Origin of the sequence: Microbulbifer jejuensis (assembly GCF_047289955.1) — a bacterium.
Lineage (GTDB): Bacteria > Pseudomonadota > Gammaproteobacteria > Pseudomonadales > Cellvibrionaceae > Microbulbifer.
Map to the genome: position 1 here is coordinate 73,610 of NZ_JBLBUB010000020.1, position 23,450 is coordinate 97,059.

The 23,450-nt window shown below is 55.8% G+C and carries 17 protein-coding genes and 2 pseudogenes; 8 read left to right on the top strand and 11 right to left on the bottom strand.

Annotated elements, in window-relative coordinates; all coding sequences use genetic code 11:
• The first annotated feature begins 140 nt into the window (after positions 1-140).
• Complete coding sequence (locus ACL7TT_RS13885; protein WP_413396226.1) at positions 141-710, top strand: OmpA family protein; 570 nt, start codon at positions 141-143, stop codon at positions 708-710.
• Positions 711-801: 91 nt separating this feature from the next.
• On the opposite strand, the gene ACL7TT_RS13890 is transcribed toward ACL7TT_RS13885, so the two are convergent.
• Positions 802-2,505 carry a phytoene desaturase family protein gene (locus ACL7TT_RS13890; protein ID WP_413396228.1) on the bottom strand — a complete coding sequence of 568 codons (1,704 nt, stop codon included), beginning with the start codon at positions 2,503-2,505 and terminating at the stop codon, positions 802-804.
• A 151-nt stretch (positions 2,506-2,656) separates the two neighbouring features.
• On the opposite strand from ACL7TT_RS13890, the gene ACL7TT_RS13895 reads away from it, so the two are divergent.
• Complete coding sequence (locus ACL7TT_RS13895; RefSeq protein WP_299939660.1) at positions 2,657-2,863, top strand: ParD-like family protein; 207 nt, start codon at positions 2,657-2,659, stop codon at positions 2,861-2,863.
• The gene (gene map / locus ACL7TT_RS13900) at positions 2,856-3,671 is read left to right on the top strand and encodes a type I methionyl aminopeptidase (protein WP_413396231.1); all 816 of its coding nucleotides are present in this window, start codon (positions 2,856-2,858) and stop codon (positions 3,669-3,671) included. The genes ACL7TT_RS13895 and map overlap by 8 nt, the downstream gene beginning before the upstream one ends.
• 179 nt (positions 3,672-3,850) lie before the next feature.
• On the opposite strand, the gene ACL7TT_RS13905 is transcribed toward map, so the two are convergent.
• A complete protein-coding gene (locus tag ACL7TT_RS13905; protein ID WP_413396233.1) occupies positions 3,851-5,323 on the bottom strand; it encodes an alpha/beta fold hydrolase in 1,473 nt (490 codons plus the stop codon).
• Positions 5,324-5,520: 197 nt separating this feature from the next.
• On the opposite strand from ACL7TT_RS13905, the gene ACL7TT_RS13910 reads away from it, so the two are divergent.
• Entirely contained in the window at positions 5,521-7,029 is a 1,509-nt protein-coding gene (locus tag ACL7TT_RS13910) for a LytTR family DNA-binding domain-containing protein (RefSeq protein ID WP_413396235.1), read from the top strand.
• Positions 7,030-7,189: 160 nt separating this feature from the next.
• On the opposite strand, the gene ACL7TT_RS13915 is transcribed toward ACL7TT_RS13910, so the two are convergent.
• Positions 7,190-8,352, bottom strand: a protein-coding gene (locus ACL7TT_RS13915; protein WP_413396237.1) for an IS3 family transposase whose coding sequence is annotated in 2 segments (ribosomal slippage) — positions 7,190-8,082 and positions 8,082-8,352 — 1,164 coding nt in all. Because the reading frame shifts where the segments join, the coding sequence is not laid out codon by codon here.
• A gap of 243 nt (positions 8,353-8,595) precedes the next feature.
• Here ACL7TT_RS13915 and ACL7TT_RS13920 point away from each other — a divergent pair.
• Both ACL7TT_RS13920 and ACL7TT_RS13925 read left to right on the top strand, forming a co-directional pair.
• Positions 8,596-9,368, top strand: a pseudogene (locus tag ACL7TT_RS13920) (IS5 family transposase).
• A gap of 287 nt (positions 9,369-9,655) precedes the next feature.
• Positions 9,656-10,108, top strand: a complete 453-nt coding sequence (locus tag ACL7TT_RS13925) for a hypothetical protein (RefSeq protein WP_413396238.1) — start codon at positions 9,656-9,658, stop codon at positions 10,106-10,108.
• Positions 10,109-10,183: 75 nt separating this feature from the next.
• Here ACL7TT_RS13925 and ACL7TT_RS13930 read toward each other — a convergent pair whose 3' ends face one another.
• The 5 genes from ACL7TT_RS13930 to ACL7TT_RS13950 are packed head-to-tail and all read right to left on the bottom strand — an operon-like array spanning position 10,184 to position 17,808.
• Positions 10,184-11,011: a peptidylprolyl isomerase gene (locus ACL7TT_RS13930; protein WP_413396240.1), complete on the bottom strand. Its 828-nt coding sequence runs from the start codon at positions 11,009-11,011 to the stop codon at positions 10,184-10,186.
• 43 nt (positions 11,012-11,054) lie between these two features.
• Complete coding sequence (gene narI, locus ACL7TT_RS13935; protein WP_413396242.1) at positions 11,055-11,744, bottom strand: respiratory nitrate reductase subunit gamma; 690 nt, start codon at positions 11,742-11,744, stop codon at positions 11,055-11,057.
• A gap of 4 nt (positions 11,745-11,748) precedes the next feature.
• A complete protein-coding gene (narJ, locus tag ACL7TT_RS13940; RefSeq protein ID WP_413396244.1) occupies positions 11,749-12,471 on the bottom strand; it encodes a nitrate reductase molybdenum cofactor assembly chaperone in 723 nt (240 codons plus the stop codon).
• A 17-nt stretch (positions 12,472-12,488) separates the two neighbouring features.
• Positions 12,489-14,036 (bottom strand): nitrate reductase subunit beta, encoded by a 1,548-nt coding sequence (gene narH / locus ACL7TT_RS13945; RefSeq protein WP_299947349.1) that lies wholly within the window; start codon positions 14,034-14,036, stop codon positions 12,489-12,491.
• 1 nt (position 14,037) lies between these two features.
• On the bottom strand, positions 14,038-17,808 hold the full coding sequence (locus tag ACL7TT_RS13950; RefSeq protein ID WP_413396246.1) for a nitrate reductase subunit alpha: 3,771 nt from the start codon (positions 17,806-17,808) through the stop codon (positions 14,038-14,040).
• A 317-nt stretch (positions 17,809-18,125) separates the two neighbouring features.
• On the opposite strand from ACL7TT_RS13950, the gene ACL7TT_RS13955 reads away from it, so the two are divergent.
• Both ACL7TT_RS13955 and ACL7TT_RS13960 read left to right on the top strand, forming a co-directional pair.
• The gene (locus tag ACL7TT_RS13955; RefSeq protein ID WP_413396248.1) at positions 18,126-19,976 is read left to right on the top strand and encodes an ATP-binding protein; all 1,851 of its coding nucleotides are present in this window, start codon (positions 18,126-18,128) and stop codon (positions 19,974-19,976) included.
• Positions 19,977-20,377: 401 nt separating this feature from the next.
• A complete protein-coding gene (locus ACL7TT_RS13960; protein WP_413396249.1) occupies positions 20,378-21,625 on the top strand; it encodes a DUF945 family protein in 1,248 nt (415 codons plus the stop codon).
• 277 nt (positions 21,626-21,902) lie between these two features.
• Here the strand turns inward: ACL7TT_RS13960 and ACL7TT_RS13965 are convergent, their stop codons facing one another.
• The 3 genes and pseudogenes from ACL7TT_RS13965 to ACL7TT_RS13975 form a co-directional block, all read right to left on the bottom strand.
• Positions 21,903-22,163, bottom strand: a complete 261-nt coding sequence (locus ACL7TT_RS13965; protein WP_413396251.1) for a hypothetical protein — start codon at positions 22,161-22,163, stop codon at positions 21,903-21,905.
• Positions 22,164-22,285: 122 nt separating this feature from the next.
• Positions 22,286-23,125 carry an SDR family NAD(P)-dependent oxidoreductase gene (locus ACL7TT_RS13970; RefSeq protein ID WP_413396253.1) on the bottom strand — a complete coding sequence of 280 codons (840 nt, stop codon included), beginning with the start codon at positions 23,123-23,125 and terminating at the stop codon, positions 22,286-22,288.
• 202 nt (positions 23,126-23,327) lie between these two features.
• Positions 23,328-23,450: pseudogene (locus ACL7TT_RS13975) on the bottom strand (IS630-like element ISCARN69 family transposase); the annotation flags it as partial.

The following is a 23,450-nucleotide window of genomic DNA, read 5'->3' on the forward strand; positions in this document are numbered from 1 at the left end:
CAAACGGACAGGCGATACCCCCGGCGCCCGCCCTTTGCTCTACCGTACTCCCCTCCCCCAACGGCACACCTGTACACGGGATAAAGGCCCTGGCCCTTGTTCTACACTGGAATTGACGTCGAGAAACCGGTAATCCTGTTATGGTGGGCAAATTCCCATCCGTCTGCTATCTCGCCCTGTCGACGGTGCTCTTGATTGGCTGCCACGACCCCAACAAAAAGTATGCGCTGCAACCTGCGGCCGAGGTGCAGTCGGGGGAAAGCGAAAAGGCGGCACGGCAGGCAGCCCCTTTTGCCGATGCATTGGTGCGCTTTCTGCGCGGGAACGCACGCGAAAGGGGCGATACCTTTATCCTGCGCCTGGCATTCGAGCCCGGAGGCTTTGCGCCGCGCATGGAGACCATTGCCGACCTTGAAGCGCTGCTGGTTATCATGCGCGACTTTCCCGATCTGCAAATCGCCATTGAGGGTCATACCGACAATGCCGGTGATCCGAAGAAAAACCTGAATTTGTCCCAGCGGCGCGCCGACTGGGTTCAACATTTTCTGATAGAGCGCGGCATATCCGAAGAGCGGCTACAGGCCCAGGGCTATGGCGATACCGACCCCATTGCGGATAACAACAGTAAAACCGGCCAGAAGGAAAACCGGCGCCTGGCAATTCGGGTACTGAACTTCGACCGGATTCCCAGCCAACTGCCGCGGCGCTGACCGGGTGCGGCGGGAAATCAATCTTTGCGCTTTTGCACAGGAAAAATTTCACCCAGCATCGCTGCCATTGAAATCATAAACAATACCGCGCTCAGCCGGTGGCCTTTATGGATCCCTCAACGCGCTTGGCGTCTGTCACACTCAATGTATTGCCCAGTACCCGGCGCATCAGCTTTGCACCCTTACGCCAGCCAAGAATACTCTGCGCAGTCAGGGTTCCCGAGATCATTGCACCCGCAACGCCACAGCTCATCACGTCCTGGCCGGTTAAATACAGGCCCTTGAGCCGGGTCTTGGGCCTCAACCAGCGCTGCTCGAAACGACTGGGATCGTGGTCGAGCCCATAGATTTCCCCGCGCGGGTAAAAGCAGAAGTACTCGCTGGAAAGCGGGGTTGACAATTCATAGTAATCAATCTGTCCCCGCAAGTGGGGAAACTTATGGAACAAACTTTCCAGCAGGCGCTGGCTGAATATTTCCTTGAGTGCCTCGTAATCATCGCCGCGTTTGCCCCAGGGCTTGTCGCGCCACTGGGCAAACCACTCGTAATTGGCCGGCGCCACAATTTCTATCGTGGCCCGGCCCGGATAACGCTGGGTGAACGTGGGATCTTTGGCCGAGGGGAAGGAAATATAGGTCAGCGGTATTTCCCTGCTGCTGTCCTCAAGGAAATCGTGCATATCCCGCTCATAATGCTCGCTGGTGTAGAGCCAGTAGTTGGTTTTTGGCAGCTGCAACTCTTCCGCTGTTTTTTCCAGACCTATGTACAAACAAATATGCGCCATGGAGGGCTTAACGCTTTTTAGGCGATGCAGATACCCCATACGCTCGCTGGCACTCTGGGGCAGCAACCTGGCAAAGGTATTGAAAACACCGGCGCCGGAAATTACCAGCGGAGCCTCTATCTCAGTGCCATCTGCCATGCGCACACCGCGCACACGATCACCTTCCAGGAGAATGGTTTCCACCGTGGCATAGGTGAATACTTCACCGCCGCCGGCCTGAATGCGGGGAATAATCGTTTCTGCAATCTTGCTGGCCCCACCCACCGGGTAATAGCCACCATACAGGTAGTGCTTGGCAATCAACGCATGAATAATAAAACTGCTCTGTGCCGGGGGCATGCCATTGTCGCCCCACTGACCAGTGAGAATCGCAATCAGTTTTTCATTCCGGGTCAGCGAGTTGAGCACTTCGCGGGTGGTCTTGTTTAGCCAGGCCGGATCGCGCAGCTTTCTCCACAGGCGCACAGCCGGTCCGCACCAGGAAGGCAGCAGCTTTTCAATCGCCAACCGCCGCATGGACTTGGCCACCGTATCGAGGTACAGCAGATACCGCTCTATCGTTTCGCGCTCATCGGGGAAGTCTTTTACCAGGGCATCGACAAAGGCCCGACGTCCGGCACGCAAATCAAATTGCGCCTCGCCGATACAGATTCGGTCATAGGTGTCGTCCATGGGCGCCCAGTGCAGCTGGTGATTGGAGATAAAATCGAAAATCCTGCGGGTCATGGTGGGATGTTCACCCACATCACCGATATAGTGCACGCCCACGTCCCATTCATAGCCGTTGCGGTCATAGGCATGGGTGTAACCCCCCGCTGTATAGTGCTGTTCCAGCACCACAACCGTCTTACCCGTGGCACTGAGCATGGCTGCTGTAGTCAGGCCGCCAATACCGGAGCCAATCACCAAGGCATCATAGGGCCCGTCCAGGCGGCTGGCGCGGTAGCGTCGGCCGATGCGCAGGCGGCTCGACTTGGGGGCACTGCGTTTCTTATTTCCAGTGTCTGTCATGGTGGCACCTTCACTATTGTTGTTATTTTCTCACCATAGCGCGCCTATGGCTCTTATGCAATAAGTTGCATATTCTGCGGTTTGTTTCGTCTTGCCCTCATTGAATTAGATTTATATAACTCATTAATGAAACATATATGGAATATATAAAATGGGTATTGTTAAAATCTCCGATAGCCTGCACAACGAAATTCGCAAGGCGAGCACAATTTGGACCCGCTCAATCAACGCCCAGGCCGAGTACTGGATCAAGATCGGCCTGCTGGCCGAGCTGAATCCGGAGCTGAATTACAACCAGTTGTGCAAAAAGCTGCTGCGCACACAGCCATTCACCCTGGAAGCGCTGGCCCATGAATAACATCAGGGTCAAAACTGCCCGGGAGCAAACATTGATGCGCGATGCCGGCAGGCTTTTAAGCCGTGTCTTTGCCATGCTCGATAGTGTTATCTCACCCGGTATCTCCACCATGGAAATCAACGACCGGGCAGAGGCGTTTATTGTCGGGCAATTGCGGGCGCGACCGGCCAGTAAGGGGCAGTACAACTATCCCTACGCCCTCAATACCTCTGTCAATGACGCAGTCTGTCACGGCCTGCCACAGCGATCCCTGCGCTTGCGCAATGGCGATATCGTCAATGTGGATATCACACTAGAAAAGTCCGGTTATATCGCCGACGCCAGCAAGATGTACATGGTTGGCCGTGTCACCTCGCGTGCAAAAAAACTGGTGCATTGTTGCTATAACGCCCTGTGGGCGGGTATCCACGTCGTCAAACCCGGCGCAACACTGGGCGATATCGGCCACGCGATACAGAATCATGCAGAGCGTGGGGGATTCAGTGTGGTCCGCGAATACTGTGGCCACGGCATTGGCCGGGAAATGCACGAGGCGCCCCAGATACTGCATTATGGCCGTGCCGGCACCGGGCTTGTCCTGCGCGAGGGGATGACATTTACCATTGAACCCATGATCAACCAGGGTAATCGCAAGACCAAAGTCAAAAAAGACGGCTGGACAGTGGTTACCCGGGACGGAAAATTATCGGCACAGTGGGAGCATACCCTGTTGGTCACTGACCGTGGCTGTGAGGTACTGACCTTGAGGGAGGAAGAAAAATCGAACGATAACACCGGCAGCCAAAGAACACCTGCTCGGGCTGTTTGATTAGTTGCCTTAAAATAGGTACACGGCTTCCCCGAGCATGCATCGGAATCCAAATCCGGATTCAGGGATTTTCCTTCTCTCCCAGAATCCTTTTGCCATGATATTAAACTTGTGGCCATTCAACAAACCCGCTTTTGGATAAACTCACTACGACCAGAGAGCCAACCGGGGATAATTTTCTACAAGCTCAGTTTGGGTAACGGTAGGGTAATGGTGGTGTTACGAAGCGCTTTGTTCTGCATAAAAAATTGCATGTTTTCCAGCACAGCGGGTGACGACATAAACAAGTTGTGTCCTCCATGCACCACCTTTACCTGAGTCAGGTTACTGAGGCCACGTACCGCAGTTTTCTGCCCTTCAGGGTAAGTTCGCCCGTCCAGTGTGCCAGTAAATAACAAAGTAGGGATCGATGATTGCGGTGCGCTGCGAAATGCATCCCCCAGGTCCAGTTTTGCATCCAGTCTGTTCAGTGTCGGCATCGGGAAGTTCAGCCAACTCCCCAGCAGGCTCGACTCGGCCTGTTGCGTCACCAGTTTCAGGCGTGCAGGAGTAATACCAGACGCCACGTCCATGCTCAGAGACATCAGACGAAAACTCACCGGCTTATCATCGAAAATACCGCGCTGCAGAACACCTATCAAGGTGCGGGTTTTGCCTTTATCCAGTTCGTTGTAGGTGTGGATCAGCATTGCCAGGTATTGGTTGGGATCGGCAATCATCATACCAGCCAGGGCCTGCATGTGCTGTGCCTGAAACAGCATGTTCTGCTCGCTACCATCTTTTTTCGGGATGGCCAACTTCAGGGGCGCCTTATGAAGACGTCGATGCACTCGTTTGATTAACGCCGGCAAATCGGCCACAGCGGACTTCAAGGGTTGCTGGTCGATCACCTGCTGAACACGAGCAAAATAGGCATCTGTGTGGGCAGGTAACTTAACCGTCTGATTCAGGCCTTCCGCACTGGCTAGGATGACTTTGTTAATCTGTTCGGGAAATAGTTTCATTGCTGCGAGTGCCAGGTGGCTACCGTATGAAATTCCCCACAGATTAACCTGCCTGGCGTTCAGGTGCTGACGCAAATCGTTGATGTCCCAGGCATTTTGTACCGTGGTGTAACCGTACACGTCGATACCCTGTTCCCGCCACCTGGCCAGGCATTCGCGCGCTGCCTGCTGATATCCCAGAATAAATACCTTCTCGCTGACCGCCTTATCGAGAGGGAAGGTGACGGAAGAATCACATCCCGGCGCCTGTTCAGACTCGCCGGTGCCGCGCTGATCCAGGGCGATGACATCACCAAATTCCCGCATTGCCATAAACAATGGAAAGCGCCTCCACTTGGCCGTCCCTATCCCTGAGCCGCCGGGCCCTCCTGCCAGGTAGACCGTGGGCGGCCCCTGGACGTCGCCGGTAGCAGCAAAGCGCACATAGTTAATGCGGATTTTGCGGCTTTGTGGGTTGTTGCGATTCTCGGGTACCCAGAAATGACCTGAGAGGGCCTCCGTGCTTTGTCCATCATTGGCAGTAAAGGTTATCGGGGTTTCATTGGCGTAAACCTGGGTTCCGGTCGATTCAGGATGGTCTTCCCGGGCCGTGGCGCTCAGCACAGATATCGCCAGGATTGTGGCTACTAAAGAACGTATAAATCGCATACTATGACTCCTTATCAATGGGTGACGCCATTAGGTCGTATGCATCGCCCTGATGCCCAGCGTTATTCGCCGAGCGGGTGGTTTTACTGGCCTGTACCGTTCAGCGGTAGTGTTTTTTCGATGAACGGCAACAAGGGAATACGTTGAAATCCGGTCTTTTTGCTCCCTGGCAGTATTTACTATGCCTGCTGCTATGGATGAGCCCATTCGACACCCTGGCCAAGGCTCCCACCCTCTTTGATGCTGCGCATATTGTCCGCATCTGCGAACCTTTGGATATGCAGGAAGGGGTGCCGGATTTTGACGGCCCGGGATGCCGGGATTTACCCATCTATCAGGTTAACCCCCAACACACCTATCTGTGGCTCAGGCTCACCTTCGATCGTAGTTCGCACTGGCAACGACTCACTCCGCCTTACGGGGTATTTGTGTTGGGCAAGGCGGCCAGTCGGGTCTACCTCAACGGTCAGTTGCTAGGCAATAATGGCACGCCTGCGGCTGACAAGCAGGAAGTTCCCGGCACCATGGATACGGTGTTCTATCTGCCCGAAGTTCTGCTCAAAGACACAGGCAATGAAATGATTCTGGAGTTGTCTGCCCAGCATAGCCTGATGGAATTGGGTTATCCCCTGCACTTTATCGGCTTTGGTCACTACCATGATCCCAGGCTTATTGTGCAACAATACAGAGGGCTGGGGCTGACTCTGACCGGCGCCTTTCTACTTGGCGCCCTGTACTTTTTTACCGCCAGCTTTGGCCGGCTGGGGCATCGCCACCAGAAGTTGTTTGGGGCCATGTGTCTGATAGCCGCACTACAATTGCTAACGGAAATGTCCCGGGGCCTGGTCCCCTATACCTACCCCTGGCATGACGTGCGCTTGGTCACAGTCACCATCCTGTCCCTACTGTTTGGCATGTCGGTCCTGGTTTACAGCTCCTACAAAACCATGGCTGGTCATGCCCTGCACTGGATCTATGGGAGTTTGCTGGTCACAGTCACGGCTGTTTTACTGGCCCCGGGCTTTGACAGTAAAACCACCGCAGGTGTGTTTTTTCCCTTACTGGTTAGTCTGATACAGCTGCTGATTGTGTGGCGCCGCCAGCGGCAAAAAGCCAGGCTGGGCTGGTTTCTGGTGCAGTTGCTGGTTGTTATTACCATCGTAGCCAATCAAGCCAGTTTTCATGAAATCATCCATTTCCTGATCATCGCAATGCTTCTGATGTACCTGTTTGTGCAACAGGCAAAGGAATATCGCCTTCAACAACAGCAGAGCAAGAACGACCAGCAATTGATTGCCAAGCTGGAATATAAACTGGCCCAAAACAGCCAATCCGACACACCAGTGCGCCTGGAAGTCAGCTCCGCAGGGAAAACCCTTTGGGTGCCGGTCAGCGACATCCTTTACTGCAAAGCGGCCGGCGATTACGTGGAGTTACATCTTATTGAGCAGGGTGAAAAACTCTATTCAGGCAGCTTAAAACAACTCGAGGATCAATTACCTAATACCTTTATCCGGGTACACCGCTCTTTTCTGGTTAACCTTGAGCAGGTGGTGGCACTCAGTGGCAAAACTGTCAGCGAAGCCGGTGGCTATCATCTTCAGCTTACTGATGGCCAGGCTATTCCGGTCAGCCGCAGGCTGATGCCCACGGTCAGGAGTTCGTTAAAGCAGGAAAGTGCTGCAGTGTTGATGTGTACCCAATAGTAAGCACCGAGTGCACCTACTACCGGGTCGGAAGCAAAGAGTACCCTCCTCTCGGGACACGCTGTGAATACCTCCCTGTACGCTCGTAATCGGCATCCATGCCTCATACGGTCCCGAGATAAGGGTATTCTGATCTTGCCCACCAGCAACGGACACGCCATTAAGCAGCTTGCTGTGCCTCAAACGCTTCTGGGCTGAGGTAGCCGTTGGCGCTGTGAAGGCGGGTTCGATTGTAATCTACTTCTATGTATTCAAACACCGTTTCACGCATCGCCAGTCTTGTTGGAAAGCGTTCGCCATGAATCGATTCTACTTTTAGTGAGTGGAAAAATGTTTCTGCGCAAGCGTTGTCGTAGCAGTTTCCCTTCGCGCTCATGCTACATTCCAGATTATGCGCTTTGATCAGCGACTGATAATCTCGGGAGCAGTATTGGCTCCCCCGATCAGAGTGCACGATAACTCCCCTAGGCATTTTTCTTCGCCTCAGGGCCATACGCAAAGCATCACAGACTAGTGTGGCCGTCATTCGCTCTGACATCGCCCAGCCGACAACCAGGCGGCTGTAGAGATCTATCACTACAGCCAGGTATAGCCAGCCTTCTTCTGTCCATAAATAGGTGATGTCCCCAGCCCATTTCTGATTCGCCGCCGTAGCATTGAAGTTCTGCTTCAGTAGATTGGAAGCCACCGGCAGATTGTGCTTCGAGGAGGTAGTGGCCTTATACTTCTTGGCTGCCTTAGCCCGCAGCCCCTGCCGCCGCATGCTGGCAGCAACTGTCTTACGGTTATACACATTACCTCGGCTTGCCAGTTCCTTTGTCAGCCGCGGTGCGCCACTGCGTTTTTTGCTGGCCGTAAAACACTCCTGTACCTGGCGATCCAGCTGGTCCCGATGTTGCTGTCGCTTGGAACAGAGTGTTCCTCTGGCTACCCAGTCGTAGAAGCCGCTGCGGGATACGTTCAAAACCCGCACCATTGCCTTGACCCTGAACTCTTGCCTGTGTTCTTGCATGAAGGCGTACCTCATTTCAGGCTCTTTGCAAAGTACGCCGCAGCTTTTTTTAAGATTGCCAGTTCCTCTGCCTGCTCCGCCAGCTGCCGTTTCAGCCGGGCATTCTCAGCCGCTAGCTGTTTCTCGGCATCTCCTCGATCCTGGTGTAATCTAGCCTTACTCCGCCAGCCGTAGATTTGGGAGGCATGCAGGCCGAGCTGTTTGGCTGCAGCGCTTACGCCCACCTTAGCCGCCAGCGCCAGGGCCTCTGACCGGTACTCCTCGGAGTATTGCTTGCGAGTGGTTTTGGTTGATTTCTTTGGTCTTGCCATGGGTCACCTCTGTCGCGTAGTTTATCGCTTAAGAGAGTGTCCGTCGTTGGTGGGCAAGATCATTCTTACCTTCCGCCTTGTTAGTAACCTGAATATTTCATCAAACCTATTATTCGACAGCGCAGCTTTTATTTCTTGACAGTTAAATGGCTCCCGACAAAGACGGGGACTTATAAGATGATGCCCTCAAAGGGCTTTATTTGAATTAGGGCCTGTTCACACCAAATCCTGTATAATCGATGCATGGAAATCACAGCACAACAATACAAAATTATCGAAGACTTTCTGCCTCTCCAGCGCGGCAACGTGAAAATATCCAACCTACAAGTGCTGAACGCCATTTTTTACATAGCCGAGCATGACTGCAAATGGCGAAGCCTGCCGAAGAAATTCGGCCGTTGGCACAGCGCCTACATGCGGGCGAACCGTAAGGGCAAGCAAGGTGTGCTGAGTGGAGTCCTTCTGGCCCTCCAGAAAAGTGATGTGATCAATATTCAGGTCAATCATATCTCTGTTGACTCTACGGCTATTAAAGTTTATCCAGACAGCGCTGGCGCGTTAAAAAATGCCCCTCAATCTATCGGCAAATCACTAGCAGGCTGAACCACCAAAATTCATAGGGTTTCAGCCGGCCATATTCGCGCCGTAGTATTTTCTCTGTCTTTGAGACAGGCTGGATACCCTCCGGAGGGCCGAAAGCTGCTGAAAAGCCTTGAGAACTGCGGTTGGGATGGTGCCAAAGTGAATATGGACAAGGCCTACGAGGGCAATGAAACCCGGCAGTTGGTATTTGATCTGGGCATGGCATCTGTTGTACCACTGAACAGTAACCCATTGAGCACCTGGGAATACGACGTAGAGGCGTACAAAAAGCGAAATAAAGTGGAGAGACTGTTTCGACACCTGAAGGGCTCCAGAAGAATTTTCTCTCGCTTTGACAAACTGGATGTGATTTTTATGTTTTTATTCCTTTTGTGCGAATTGTCGATACTTTAAACAGTGTGCACAGGCCCTAGGCTATTTCTCAGCCCCAGTTGAGGGATTCACTGCTCCAGCATTCCTTATATGGATTCTTTCTTCCCTTAATAACGGAGCGGATTCGTAGAAAAATTGCAAAATACCGAGAAATTTCGATATGCTCTGAGAAGATATAATATTAATCATGACGATACACTCAGGGAATGCATACTGTACACCTGTGGATACGAAGGAATGGCTACTTAAAAAGTATCTGTCCGGTCTACCAGACACAGAATATACTTCGCATTACTGCTTTGCCTATTATACGTAAGAAGGAATACCCATGGGTATATACAGTAAACTGCTTGTAGCCATTGGTATTGGCATTTTGGTTTCAGCAGTCGGTGTGATTGTTACAGGCTACCTTGCCGCTGTCGCCATACCCAAGGCATTCTTTTTGTGGTTTCAGGACCATTTTAGCCTGGATCTTGGTTTTGTCCTGATAACCATTGTTCAACAGATTCTTGGCTTCGGGTTTCTGTTTCTGGCAGCCGGTTATTTCATCAGCAAACGGCTCCCTCTATCGCCTGTTGCAGCAGTGTCCTGTTTGCTTATAGGGTTTTGGATTTACCTTGTGGTTAGGGTAGCCCTGATCTACGAGACACCTATCAGTAACCCCATTCCCACACTGAATACCCTTGTGTTTATCACCCTGAGTGTTCACCTGCTGTTCCTTGTGCTCGGTGTTGTATTGGGAAACAGGGATAACACAACAATGCGCGCGGCGAGCGCGTGATTGCGACCGTATCAGAACCAGATCAGGCAGTCCCCCCTAACCTTTCCGCACATCCGCGGGTAGACTGCCACCACCTCAGTGAACCCTCGGGCCAGACAAATCCAGCCCGGTGATCTCCGCACTTTCCACCAGCCTGTTCAGGTAGTCACCCGTCATCTGGCGGCGGCGCTTCTCCAGCAAATAATCGCGGATTCGCTCAGCCACATACGTGTACTCCAGCGGGCGACCGGGTTCACACTGCTCCACATAAATCAGATGCACACCGTAGGGGGTTTCCACCGGCGAGGGCACCAGACCGGTACCCTGGGTGAGGACCGCGCGCTCGAAGGCGTCCACTGTATCACCGCGGCCCACCTGGCCAAGGCTGCCGCCAGCCCCGGCGGAGGAGCAGGCGGAGTGGAATCCGGCCAGGCGCGCAAAGGTCTGTAACGGATTGGCGTCAGCACGGATTTCTTCCAGCAGTGCCTCGGCACCGGCGCGCGCTTTGGCACGGGTATCGGCATCGCCCGGGGCAGCCGGCATCAGGATATGGCGCACTTCGGCGAGGGGGTCGGAGCAGAATTTTTGCCGGTGGGCTTCAAAGTAGGCGCGGCACTCGGTTTCATCTGGCGGGATCACCACCAACTTGCCCTTGAGCAGATCTGCCACAGCGCGGTCGAAAACCGCGCTGTGCAGGTCCTCATCGGCAGCACACAGCCCCAGCCCGGCAGCCTGTTCACGCAAAAGCCAGCCGATCACCAGGGCACGCGCGGCGCGATAGACCGCCTGGCGCGGCGAATCGGCACTCTGATACTGCATCTCCTGGTAAATCAGATCTGCAGGAACTTCGCGGCCGTTGACGGCCACCGCCTCGGCCAATTCAAAATCGCGCCCAAGGGCGTCTGAGGCCAATACTGTCTTCATGTTTCAACTCCACGCAAGGGCTGCACCTGTCCACTTATCTCGTTCAGCGCGCCGCCCTGGCGCGTACTACCTGGTAATTGCGATGGAAGTACTGCACCGGAACACTCCATACATGCACCAGGCGGCTGAAGGGGAACATCAGAAACAGAGTCATGCCCAGCAGGATATGCAGCTTGTAAATCATGTTCACCTCGCTGATGGCGGCGGCGGCACCGGCACCATCGAGGGTGACAATGGACTGGGCCCAGGCCATCAGCTTTAGCATCTCGGCACCATCCATATGCCCGGCGGATACCGGGATACTGATCAGCCCCAGGATCAACTGGGCGTAGAGCATCAGCAGGATGGTCAGATCCATTTTTGACGTGGTGGCGCGTACCCGCGGGTTGGTGAGGCGGCGCTTGATCAGGATGGTGAGGCCGATAAAACAGATCACCCCGAAGAAGCCGCCAATCCCCATCGCCATCAGCTGCTTGGTGGAGGCCTCGATACCGAGGAAGTGCCACACCGCCTTGGGCGTAAGCAGGCCGACAAAGTGCCCCAACAGGATGGCGATGACCCCGATATGGAACAGGTAACTGCCAACGCGCAGTTGTTTGCGCTCCAGCAATTGGCTGGAGCCGGTGCGCCAGGTGTACTGGTCACGGTCGTAGCGAATCAGGCTCCCCACCAGAAACACCGTCAGGGCGATGAAAGGGTAGATGGCAAAGAGCAGCGTATTCAAATAATGCATCGTGTTACTCCTGTGGTGCAGACTGGGCAGAGTTTTGTGCGGCGTCGATCCAGGTGAGGGGCTGGCCATCCCGGCGCTGTGCAGTGCCGGGCCGCGTTATTGACTGGTCGCACTGGCTGGCGCCGGTAAAGCTGACCACCTCTTCCTCCCAGATTTTGTCCAGCGCCTCTGGGGTGTCGTCACGCTCCTCATTGGCCACTTCTTCTTTGAGTGCTGCCAAGTCGACGAAAACTCCAGCCATCTGCAGCAGCGCGTCCATCAACAGGTGATAGGGACTCTCGCGCTGGGACAGGCGTGCGCTCAGCAGGGCGATCACATGGGTGATGTCGTGTACCCACTCGTAGGCCGCATCGCCCTGGGTGGCGCAGAACTCCAGGTAGATGGGCAAATAGTCCGGCAGTTCGCGCTCACTCAGTGCCAGGCCGGCGCTGCGGTAGCGTTCCAACAGGTCCACCATGGCCTGGCCGCGATCGCGCGACTCGCCGTGCACATGCTCAAAGATATGCAGGGACACAGCGCGCCCGCGCTCGAACAGGCCGTCGTATGCACTCTGCCAATCGAGGGGGTCCATACGCTCGTAGTGGGAAATAAAGGCCAGTAGTTTATCCCGCAGAGGCGCATCCAGATCGTCGGATTCCGCCACCCAGCCAGTCAGCACGTCCAGATTGCGCACCAGTTCGTCGGATGGGTAGTCCAGCAACCGCGAAATCACATTTAACACTTTCATTAGCTGTTCTCCCCCGTTCAGTCGACCACTTTGGCCGGTATGACTTCGCGCACCGTCTGTTTTTTGCCACCAAAGATATTGGTGCTGTCGTTGCCGGTGCTACAGCCGTTGCCAAAGCTGAATCCGCAAGCGGATTTGATATCGTAGGCGTTCTCTGCGTAGGCCTTGTGGCTTGTGGGCACCACAAAGCGGTCCTCGTAGTTAGCCAGGGCCATATAACGGTACATCTCTTCCACCTGGGCCACACTCAATCCCGCCGCCTCCAACAGCTCGCGTTCCTGTATGCCGTCCACATGGATGCCGCGCATATAGGCGCGCATCACAATCATGCGTTCCAGAGCACGGGCTACCGGTTTCTCATCGCCGGCGGTGAGCAGGTTGGCCAGGTACTGGAGCGGGATACGCAGAGTGGAGAGATCCGGGATCTCGGCGCCGCGGCCCACGGTTACGGTTTCCACCTGGCCGGCCTGCACCGCGTTCTGGATCGGTGACAAGGGCGGTACATACCAGACCATGGGCAGGGTGCGGTATTCCGGATGCAACGGCAGGGCGATCTGCCAGTCGATGGCCATCTTATATACGGGTGATTTTTGCGCAGCTTCGAGCCAGGCTTCGGGGATGCCCTCGGCGCGGGCGGCTTCCTGCACCTTGGGATCGCCGGGATCGAGGAAAATATCGCACTGGGCCTGGTAGAGCGCCTTCTCGTCTTCAACAGCAGCCGCTTCCTCAATACGGTCGGCATCGTAGAGCAACACGCCCAGGTAGCGGATACGGCCCACGCAGGTTTCGGAACAGATGGTGGGCTGGCCCGCCTCGATACGCGGGTAGCAGAAGATGCACTTCTCGGATTTACCGGTTTTCCAGTTGTAGTAGATCTTCTTGTAGGGGCAGGCGGACACACACATACGCCAGCCGCGACACTTGTCCTGGTCGATCAGGACGATACCGTCCTCCTCGCGTTTGTAGATTGCGCCGCTGGGACAGGCCGCCACACAGGCGGGGTTGAGGCAGTGCTCACACAGGCGCGGCAGGTACATCATAAAGGTGTTTTCAAATTCACCGTAGATATCCGCCTGCACCTGCTCGAAGTTTTTGTCCTTCTTGCGCTTGTCGAATTCGGTACCGAGGATCTCCTCCCAGTTGGGGCCCCATTCGATCTTCTCCATGCGCTCGCCACTGATCAGCGAGCGCGGGCGGGCCACCGGCTGGTGTTTCTGCTCCGGCGCCTTGTGCAGAGTCTGGTAATCGAAGTCGAAGGGCTCGTAGTAGTCGTCGATTTCCGGCATATCCGGGTTGGCAAAAATGTTTGCCAGCACCCGGTGCTTGCCGCCGATCTTCGGTTGCAGTTTGCCGTTTTTCTTGCGCGTCCAGCCGCCGTTCCACTTGTCCTGGTTCTCCCATTCCTTGGGATAGCCGACACCGGGCTTGGTCTCGACGTTATTGAACCAGGCGTACTCAACCCCCTCGCGGGAGGTCCAGACATTTTTACAGGTCACCGAGCAGGTATGGCAGCCGATACATTTATCGAGGTTCAGCACCATGCCGATCTGGGCTCTCACTTTCATGCTACACCTCCTCTCGCGCCGGCTCTTTGACATCTTCGCCATCCAGCCAGTCGACCTTGTTCATTTTTCGCACCACCACAAATTCATCCCGGTTACAGCCCACGGTGCCGTAGTAGTTAAAACCGTAGGACTGCTGCGCATAACCGCCGATCATATGGGTGGGTTTCATCACCGCGCGGGTGACGGAGTTGTGGATACCGCCGCGGGTGCCGGTGGTCTCCGCGCCCGGTGTATTCACGATGCGCTCCTGGGCGTGGTACATCATGGCCATGCCGTCGGGCACCCGCTGGGACACTACCGCGCGGGCGGCAATGGCACCGTTGACGTTGAAAATCTCGATCCAGTCGTTGTCCTCAACTTCTGCCAGCTTGGCGTCGTGCTCACTCATCCACACGATGGGTCCACCGCGGGACAGGGTGAGCATCAGCAGGTTGTCGGAGTAGGTGCTGTGGATACCCCATTTCTGGTGCGGGGTGATCCAGTTCAGCAGGATCTCCTTATTACCGTTGGGCTTCTGGTTGAGTACCGGCTGTACGGTTTTCAGGTTGATGGGGGGCTTGTACACACATAGGTTCTCGCCAAAATCGCGCATCCACTCGTGATCCTGGTAGAACTGCTGGCGACCGGTGATGGTGCGCCAGGGGATCATCTCATGCACGTTGGTGTAGCCGGCGTTGTAGCTCACATGCTCATCTTCCAGGCCGGACCAGGTGGGTGAGGAGATGATCTTGCGCGGCTGCGCCACGATATCGGCGAAGCGGATCTTCTCGTCTTCCTTGGGCTTGGCCAGGTGGGTGTGATCGCGACCGGTGATCTTGCCCAGGGCCTCCCAGGCTTTCACCGCCACCTGGCCGTTGGTTTCTGGTGCCAGCGACAGGATCATCTCGGCGGCATCCACGGCACTGTCGATACGCGCGCGGCCATCGCGGGCAGTCTCGTCCTTCCAGGTGCGGTTGAGTTTCTTGAGGAAGTCCACCTCGTCATCAGTGTTCCAACTGATGCCCTTGCCGCCATTGCCGAGCTTTTCCAGCAGCGGACCGATGGAGGTAAAGCGGTTGTAGGTATTGGGGTAGTCGCGTTCCACCTCGATCATGCTCGGCGCGGTAACGCCGGGAATCAGATCGCACTCGCCCTTCCACCAGGCCTTCACCCCAAAGGGCTGGGCGATTTCGGTGGGGGTATCGTGGTGGATCGGCAGGGTCACCAGATCCTTCTCCACCCCCAGGTGGCCGTCGGTCAGTTCGGAGAATTTCTGTGCTACCCCCTTGAAAATATCCCAGTCACTGCGCGCTTCCCAGGCCGGGTCCACCGCCTTGGTGAGGGGGTGGATAAAGGGGTGCATATCGGAGGTATTGAGATCGTCCTTCTCGTACCAGGTGGCGGTGGGCAATACGATGTCGGAGTAGAGACAGGTGGTGGACATACGGAAATCCAGTGTCACCAACAGGTCCACCTTGCCCTCACTGGGGATGTCGTGCCAGGTCACATCTTCCGGCTTCTTGCCACCGGCTTCGCCCAGGTCCTTGCCCATCAGGCCGTGCTTGGTGCCGAGCAGATGGCGCAGCATGTACTCGTGCCCCTTACCGGAGGAACCGAGCAGGTTGGAACGCCAGATAAATAGATTGCGCGGGAAGTTTTGCGGGTTGTCCGGGTCCTGATTGGCGAACTTGAGCGCGCCGCGCTTGAGCTGCTGTACGGTGTAGTCCTTGGCGGACATGCCGGCGGCAGCGGCGTCTTTAGTCAGCTGTAGCGGGTTCACTCCCAACTGCGGCGCCGATGGCAGCCAGCCCATGCGCTCGGCGCGGCTGTTGTAATCGATGATGGAAGCCTGCCACTTACGCTTATCCGCCAGCGGCGATACCACTTCCTCCATCTCCAGCTTCTCGTAGCGCCACTGGCTGGCGTGGTTGTAGAAGAAGGAGGTACCGTTCATATGGCGCGGTGGGCGCTGCCAGTCGAGACCGAAGGCGAGCGGGGTCCAGCCGGTTTGCGGGCGCAATTTCTCCTGCCCCACATAGTGGGCCCAACCGCCGCCACTCTGGCCGATACAACCGCACAGCATCAGCATATTGATGAGGCCGCGGTAGTTCATATCCATGTGGTACCAGTGGTTGAGCGCGGCGCCCACAATCACCATGGAGCGCCCACGGGTCTTGTCGGCGGTATGCGCGAATTCCCGCGCTACCTGAATCACGTTGTCGCGGCGGCAGCCGGTCACCTTTTCCTGCCAGGCGGGGGTATAGGGCTTGTCTTCGTTGTAACTTTGCGCGCAGTTGGGGTCGTCAAGGCCGTGCTCAACGCCGTAGTTGGCCAGCGTCAAGTCGTAGACGCTGGCCACCTTGAGAATCTCGCCATCCTTGTTTTGCACGAATTTCACCGGCACCTTGTAGTCGATCACGTCATCGTGATCGGTGTGCTGGAAGTAGTCGTGCTCGTGGCTCTGGCCACCGAAGTAGGGAAAGGCCACCTGCGCAATCTCATCGGCGCAGTCCTTGAGGCTGAGCTTCAGTGTCACCTCTTCGCCATTGCGGCCGTCGCGTTGCTCAATATTCCACTTGCCGCGCCCCTCTTTCGTTGAGGGCTCTCCCCAGCGGTAGCCCACTGACCCTTGCGGAGAGACCAGCTGACCATCGTGATTGATTGCGATGGTTTTCCATTCGGGGTTGTTTTCCTGGCCGAGGTTATCCGCCAGGTCGGAGGCGCGCAGGAAGCGGCCCTGTACCAGTTTGCCGTCGCGCTCTTCCAGGGTCACCAGCATCGGCATATCGGTGGTGGTGCGCACATACTCGGTGAAGTAGGCGCTGGGCTTGTCGACGTGGAATTCCTTCAGGATCACATGACCAAAGGCCATCGCCAGGGCTGCATCGGTACCCTGGCGCGGAGCCAGCCAGGTGTCGCCAAACTTGGAGCACTCGGAGTAATCGGAGGTGATCACACAGGTCTTGGCACCCTTGTAACGCACTTCGCTGAGGAAGTGCGCGTCCGGGGTACGGGTCTGCGGCACATTGGAGCCCCACACGATCAGGTAGTTGGAGTTGTACCAGTCGGCGGACTCGGGCACGTCGGTCTGCTCGCCCCAGATCTGCGGAGAGGCGGGTGGCAGGTCGCAGTACCAGTCGTAGAAGCTCAGGCAGTTGCCACCGATCAGGGACAGGTAGCGGGCGCCGGCAGCGTACGACACCATGGACATGGCGGGGATCGGCGAGAATCCGGTCACCCGGTCGGGGCCGTATTGCTTGGTGGTGTAGACGTTGGCGGCGGCGATCAACTCGTTGGCCTCATCCCACTTGATACGCACAAAGCCGCCCATACCGCGGCGCTCTTTGTAGGATTTCGCCTTGGCCGGGTCCTCGACGATGCTGGCCCAGGCCGCCACCGGATCACTGTGGTTCAGCTTGGCTTGGCGCCAGAGTTTCACCAGGCGCTTGCGGATCTTCGGGTACTTGAGGCGGTTGGCCGAGTACATATACCAGGAGTAGCTGGCGCCGCGCGGGCAACCGCGGGGTTCATGGTTGGGCAAGTCCGGGCGGGTGCGCGGATAATCGGTCTGCTGGGTCTCCCAGGTGACCAGCCCGTCCTTAACGTAAATCTTCCAGCTGCAGGAGCCGGTACAGTTCACCCCGTGGGTGGAGCGCACAATCTTGTCAAACTGCCAGCGGCGGCGGTAGCCATCTTCCCAGCTGCGGTCATCGTCGGTTTTTTCCCCATGCCCCCCGGAAAAGGGCTCTTTATGTTTTTTCAGGTATTTCAGTCGGTCCAGGAAATGGCTCATGCGGTACTCCCAGGGCATCGGTATGCGGTTAGAACCTTGGTTTAGGGGGAATATAAAAGCGCACCCCTTGGGGATCACCTGATCAAAAGTGGGTAGAAATGCGGCAAACTACCCCCGAATGGGTAGGGAAATACTGCTGGCGCTCAACCCGATCTGCAGCGGGGTCCCTATTGGCAAGGGTCTTGATCAAAAAACAGACAAAAGGTTGAGTTTTGTGCGAAACTGGCGCTCTTTGTGGGTACCCACAAATTTGAGCGCCAATGGGCGGCACAATGGAGGCACCCGACTACAGCCCCCTGGGAGCAAAGCGACCCGATATGCTGAACCGAATCCGAGAGTCCATCGTCTACCGCATCGGCACCCTGATGCTGCTCACCGTACTGGTGGCACTGAGCTCCATGGTGGCGTCCTATATCATCTCCGATGCCGCAGAAAATGACGCCGCCGCGGTGAACCTGGCCGGCTCCCTGCGCGCCATGAGTTACCGGCTCGCCGCCACAGCGCCCTCTGGCGATATCGAGGCCACCGCCGAATTGACGGATGGGGTAGCGCGGCGCCTGGAACGGGTATTGAGCATTTCTGACTTCAGCGCCAGCGACAATCTGCGCGCGGCGCGGAATTTCCGCAAGGTAATCGATAGCTGGGAAGGCGAGATCCGCCCACTATTGGACTCTATTGCCGCAGGTCGATCTGCAATGGATTCCCTGCAACTGGCCACGCGCCTGGAACCGTTTATCACCGATGTGGACACCCTGGTGTTCGACTACCAGACCATCGCCGAGGAGAAGATCAATTTACTCCGCCTGGTACAGTTGGGCTCCCTGTTCGCCACTGTCGTGCTGGTATATCTCTCCCTGTATATTCTGCACCGCTCCGTGGAGCAGCCCCTGAAACTGCTCACCAACCGCTCCCTGAGCATCGCTCAGGGAAATTTCCATCAGCCCCCTCTGGAAATCGACAGCAAGGATGAACTCGGAGTGCTGGCGCGCACCATCAATGATATGAGCGATGAGATACACGCCACCCACCGGGACCTGGCCCACCGCGTAGAGCTGAAAACCGCGCAACTGCAAAAGAGCCACGAGGCGCTGGATTTTCAGTACCGCCTGGCGCGACGCATCAGCGAGGGGCCCCTGCCCGGCGCCGAGTTGGGCCAGTGGCTGGGTGAATTCGCCAATGTGGCGAGCCTGAACAATTTGGATCTGTGCCTGATGACCCCGGAGGGCGAGGCCCCCTATGAACACCTGGTACAGGGCCTGGGCAACGAATACTGTAGCGGCAGTGAGTGCCGTATGTGCGTGAACACCTGCGGTCCCTCCGAGGAGGGCGAGAGCCACGTATACCGCTTTCCCCTGGAAGTGGACAAGCGCAACTACGGTGTGTTGATGTGCAGCCTGCCCCGTGGGGAAAGTCTGGATGAAGAGCAGCAACAGCGCCTGGGCACCTTCGCCGACAGCGTCACCGCCGCCATCGCCATCAACGAGCGCGAAGCCCAGGACCGGCGCGTAGCCCTGCTGGATGAGCGCGCCATTATCGCACGGGAACTCCACGATTCCCTGGCCCAGTCCCTCTCCTACCTGAAAATCCAGGTGACCCGCCTCAACCGCGCCAACCGCCGCGACCAGGTGGACAGAGCCGCAGTGGAGGAAATCATCGCAGAGCTGAAACAGGGCCTGGATGCCTCTTACCGCCAGCTGCGCGAACTGCTCACCACCTTCCGCCTGCAGGTCGGGCCCGGCGGACTGCGCGGTATCCTGGAGCAGTCCATCCTCGCCTACCGCGAGCAGCACCCGCAAATCAGCATCCTGCTGGATTACCACCTGGATGAGGTGCCTCTCACCCCCCACGAGGAAATCCACCTGCTGCAGCTGGTGCGCGAGGCCTCGCAAAACGCCGTGTACCACTCCCAGGGAGACAGGGTGGAGATCAGCCTGACCCAGGCCGACAAGCACGCCCTCAATGTATGCATTCGCGACAATGGCATCGGCATCAGCAGTGCACCGGAAAAACGCAATCACTTCGGCATGTCCATCATGCAGGAGCGCGCCAGCAACCTGAACGGCAAACTGCATATCCGCCGGCGCGAAGAGGGCGGCACCGAGGTGCAATTTCACTTTGTCCCCCACTACGCACGCGAGCGGGAGCTGGTGTGGCGCGAGGCGGTTTAAGGGGTGGTATTCCGCCGTGCCGTCCCGGCGATACGCCGGCAGCGCCAGAGCTTGGGCAAAAGCCATTTTCCCCGCCACAAGGCCACACTATAGGCAGTTTTCCACCCTGTAGCGGACAAAGGCTGCCGCCTGGTTTTCAAACCCTGCGACCGCCTTCGGACTCTGGCGGTTTTTCCGTGCTCTATTCATCCAGTAACCCCTGCGGTTGTCGGGCTAAAATCCGGGCCGCTTGGCTGCCTGAAGCCTGATCGGTGGTGCCTGCCTGGGTCCGTCTCTGAGGCGGGATTGCCGTTACCGTTTCAAGCCCTTATCAGCCTGCGGAATGCAATACGCCCCTATTGCACCAATTTCCGCACAATCTGCTAACATCGACGAAATTCCAGCCACAAAAATGAGTACTTATGAAGCTGCTGCGCGCGCTCTTGTTGATTCTGTTCGCCATGTTGGTGATCTCCGCCCTGGCGGCACCCGGGTTTATCGGCCCGAAGGTGGAGGAAATCTGGAAGCAACAACTGGGCAGGCTGCAGGGGGGGGTATCCACCGGTTATCAGCGCGGCTGGTTTGGTGCCGAAGCCCATACCCAGGTTCCCCTGCAAAACGACAAGACGGAGCTGCATACCGAAATCCACCACGGCCCCCTGCTATTCACTGCGCAGGGCCCCAAAGTGGGGCTGGTCTACAGCGAGACCCGCCTGCAGCCAGAACAGTTACCGGCAGGGCTGCGCGCACAGGTGGAGGGGGTGTACGGTAGCCTGCAGGGCAGCCCGCTGGTGCTTGAATCCCTGGTGACCGCGGACAACCGGGTGCTCAACACCCTGCGCCTGGCCCCTTTTCAACACATCGGTGAGCGCGGGGAACTGGCCTTTGATGGCGGTGAGGTATCGGTGGAAACCGACTATACCGGGGCAGTGCTCACCGGCAGTGTGGACCTGGGCACCCTGCGCCAGACCCGCCAGGGTGCAGAGGTACTCTATGTGGAGCCGCTGAAAGGAACCTTTCAGTTTACACCCGGCCGCGGTGGAAATGCCCAGTTACACCTGTCACTGCTGAGCACGGAATCGGATTCCGGCCCGGTGGCGCTGCGCAATATCAGCCTGAACCTGACCCTGGAACAACTGGCCGGAAATACCCTCAAGCTGATCAGCGACCTGCAGTTGCCGGATGTGGAATCGACCACTCCAATAACCTCTGTTCAACAGCAGATAACACTGCCGAATATCAGGGCTGTGGATCTGGGCCACTACCTGAGTATCCTGCTGCCGTCTGCACGGAGGGACTGGCCAAACGCAATGCGCCCGCCGCTGCGATTGCAACAACAACTGGCGGTGGAATCCCGCAACGGTCCGGTGCTGGTGGACGCTGAGATTGATTGGCGCGGCATGCAGCGCCCTCCACGCCAGCGTTACGGCAACCTCCTCAATCAGTGGCTGAAGCCTTTGGTGGCCACCGTGACCCTGAGCGCAGCGGAACCGGCTCTGTTGCAGTCGCCTTTGGTGGCACAAGCGTTGTTACTGCGCGAATACGGCCTGCTTCTGGAGCAGGATGGCAAACTCCAGATGCTCCTCGAAGTGAATCGCGGCCAGCTTCAGGTCAACGGCCAGCTATTGCCGCCCGATCTGTTTATTATGGCGCTGACCGGAACCCTCTAGCAACCTGTTGGAAAGGGCTTTGCGGCCTATGTCCGCAAAGTCTTCGCTAAGCTCAACAATACTAATAGGTGAGCCTAATTATTAGGTGTAATGACTGTGTATATCACCAATATATTACCCCAATCGGCATCATCGTATACATGGTCGAGCATGGAAAAGAAGCTGTCGAAAGTGCCCTTTCCAGATCTATTCCTTCTTGGCAATGTAAACAATTCATGGCCGACACTGAACGCCCGTACAGACCCCACCAAGGGCCGGCGCAACCTGCCTATGATTATTATGAATTAGCCTTATACTCGTGATCTTTGTACTTTGCCTCAGAGGACTGCCAAACGAAATGCGCCCAGACCAAGCCACCGAGTGGAAACAAGACTAATGCCACTGCCGGGCGAAACCATATTGGTTCAACCGGATTAGTGACCTGCATGACCAAAGACCACAGCAAGGCTGTTGTGATACCCCATTGAAGTGCGCCATTAACCCAAAGAAACCTTTTCTTACCTTTCTCTCGTGTGACTTTCCATTTTTCAAAATTCATAAGACCCTCTCAGTACAACGATGACTCATAATGCCATGTAAACAGCGGCATTATCGAGCCCGAACCATATTTTGTGTGGACGACATCTCACAGCCTTGTTAGCTCTGTTACGAAAAACGAGCTTATCTTTGTAAGCCCAGAGGCCGTAATATTTTTTGCATTTGTTTGAAAGCAAAATTAGTGAGCATGGATGGCCACAGCCTTTCCAACCACCATAACAATTTTAGTTTTGACGGAACGATAATGACCTCCTTATTCGCTGCAATTTGTTGTAACGCTCTCTTCGCAAAGGCTTCAGGCGAAATCGGTCCGAGTGACTCAAATATTGCCGCTTGCTGTTCTGGTGGTATTGCTGTGGGCATCCTGCCATTAATGCCACCCCCCTTTAAAATCGGGGTATTCACAGCGCCAGGACACAAGACACTCACTTTAATACCAAGCTCCGCTGCTTCCGCGCGTAGAGATTTTGAAAGTGATACTACCGCACTCTTCGATGCAGAGTACGCCGCCATCGCTGGTGAAGGAATCAAACCTGCCATTGACGCTGTATTGATAATATGCCCAAAAGCTTGCTTTCGCATTACTTCGTAACCGCAACGAACACCGTGGATTACGCCATACAAATTAACATCAATAGCTATCCTCCAATCTTCCGGTTCGTGATCGGATATATAGCCACCAACACCCACTCCTGCATTATTGAAAAGAAAGTCAAGATGAGGCGCATCATTGACGATTCGGTGAAATTCCTGAAGATCTCGCACATCCAGTACCACCGATTGAGCAGTACCCCCTAAAGCTTCAATTTCTTCTACAACCTGAGCGGCTAGCCTTTCCTGTATATCTGCCACAATTACATGGCAGCCATATTCAGCGAGTAGCCGGGCAAGCGAAGCTCCAATTCCAGAAGCTCCTCCCGTAATGAACCCTATCTTTCCTTTAAAATACAGTCTTTCATCCATTCCGATACTTTCCCAGTGGAAGCTTGTAAAGCTTGCGTCGCTAGCAAAGGCTAAAATTTATTGCGAGGTCAGCCAGGTTTGCCAGATATTTTGGCTGGCTTTCTGTACCCAAATTATTCATGCTTACCATAAATCCAGTCTAAGCCCTGGGTTAAGGTCATTGGAAATGCAGTAGAATGCCTAGTGTGGTGTATTAAACTATTTACTGAAATGCAAGAGCCTGCCTAGCCCTTCCTACCTTCGCCAAAATTTCATCGACTGATTTTGTCCATACAAATGGCTTTGGAGCCTTGTTATGTGCATCGATAAACCCTGTGATAGCCTC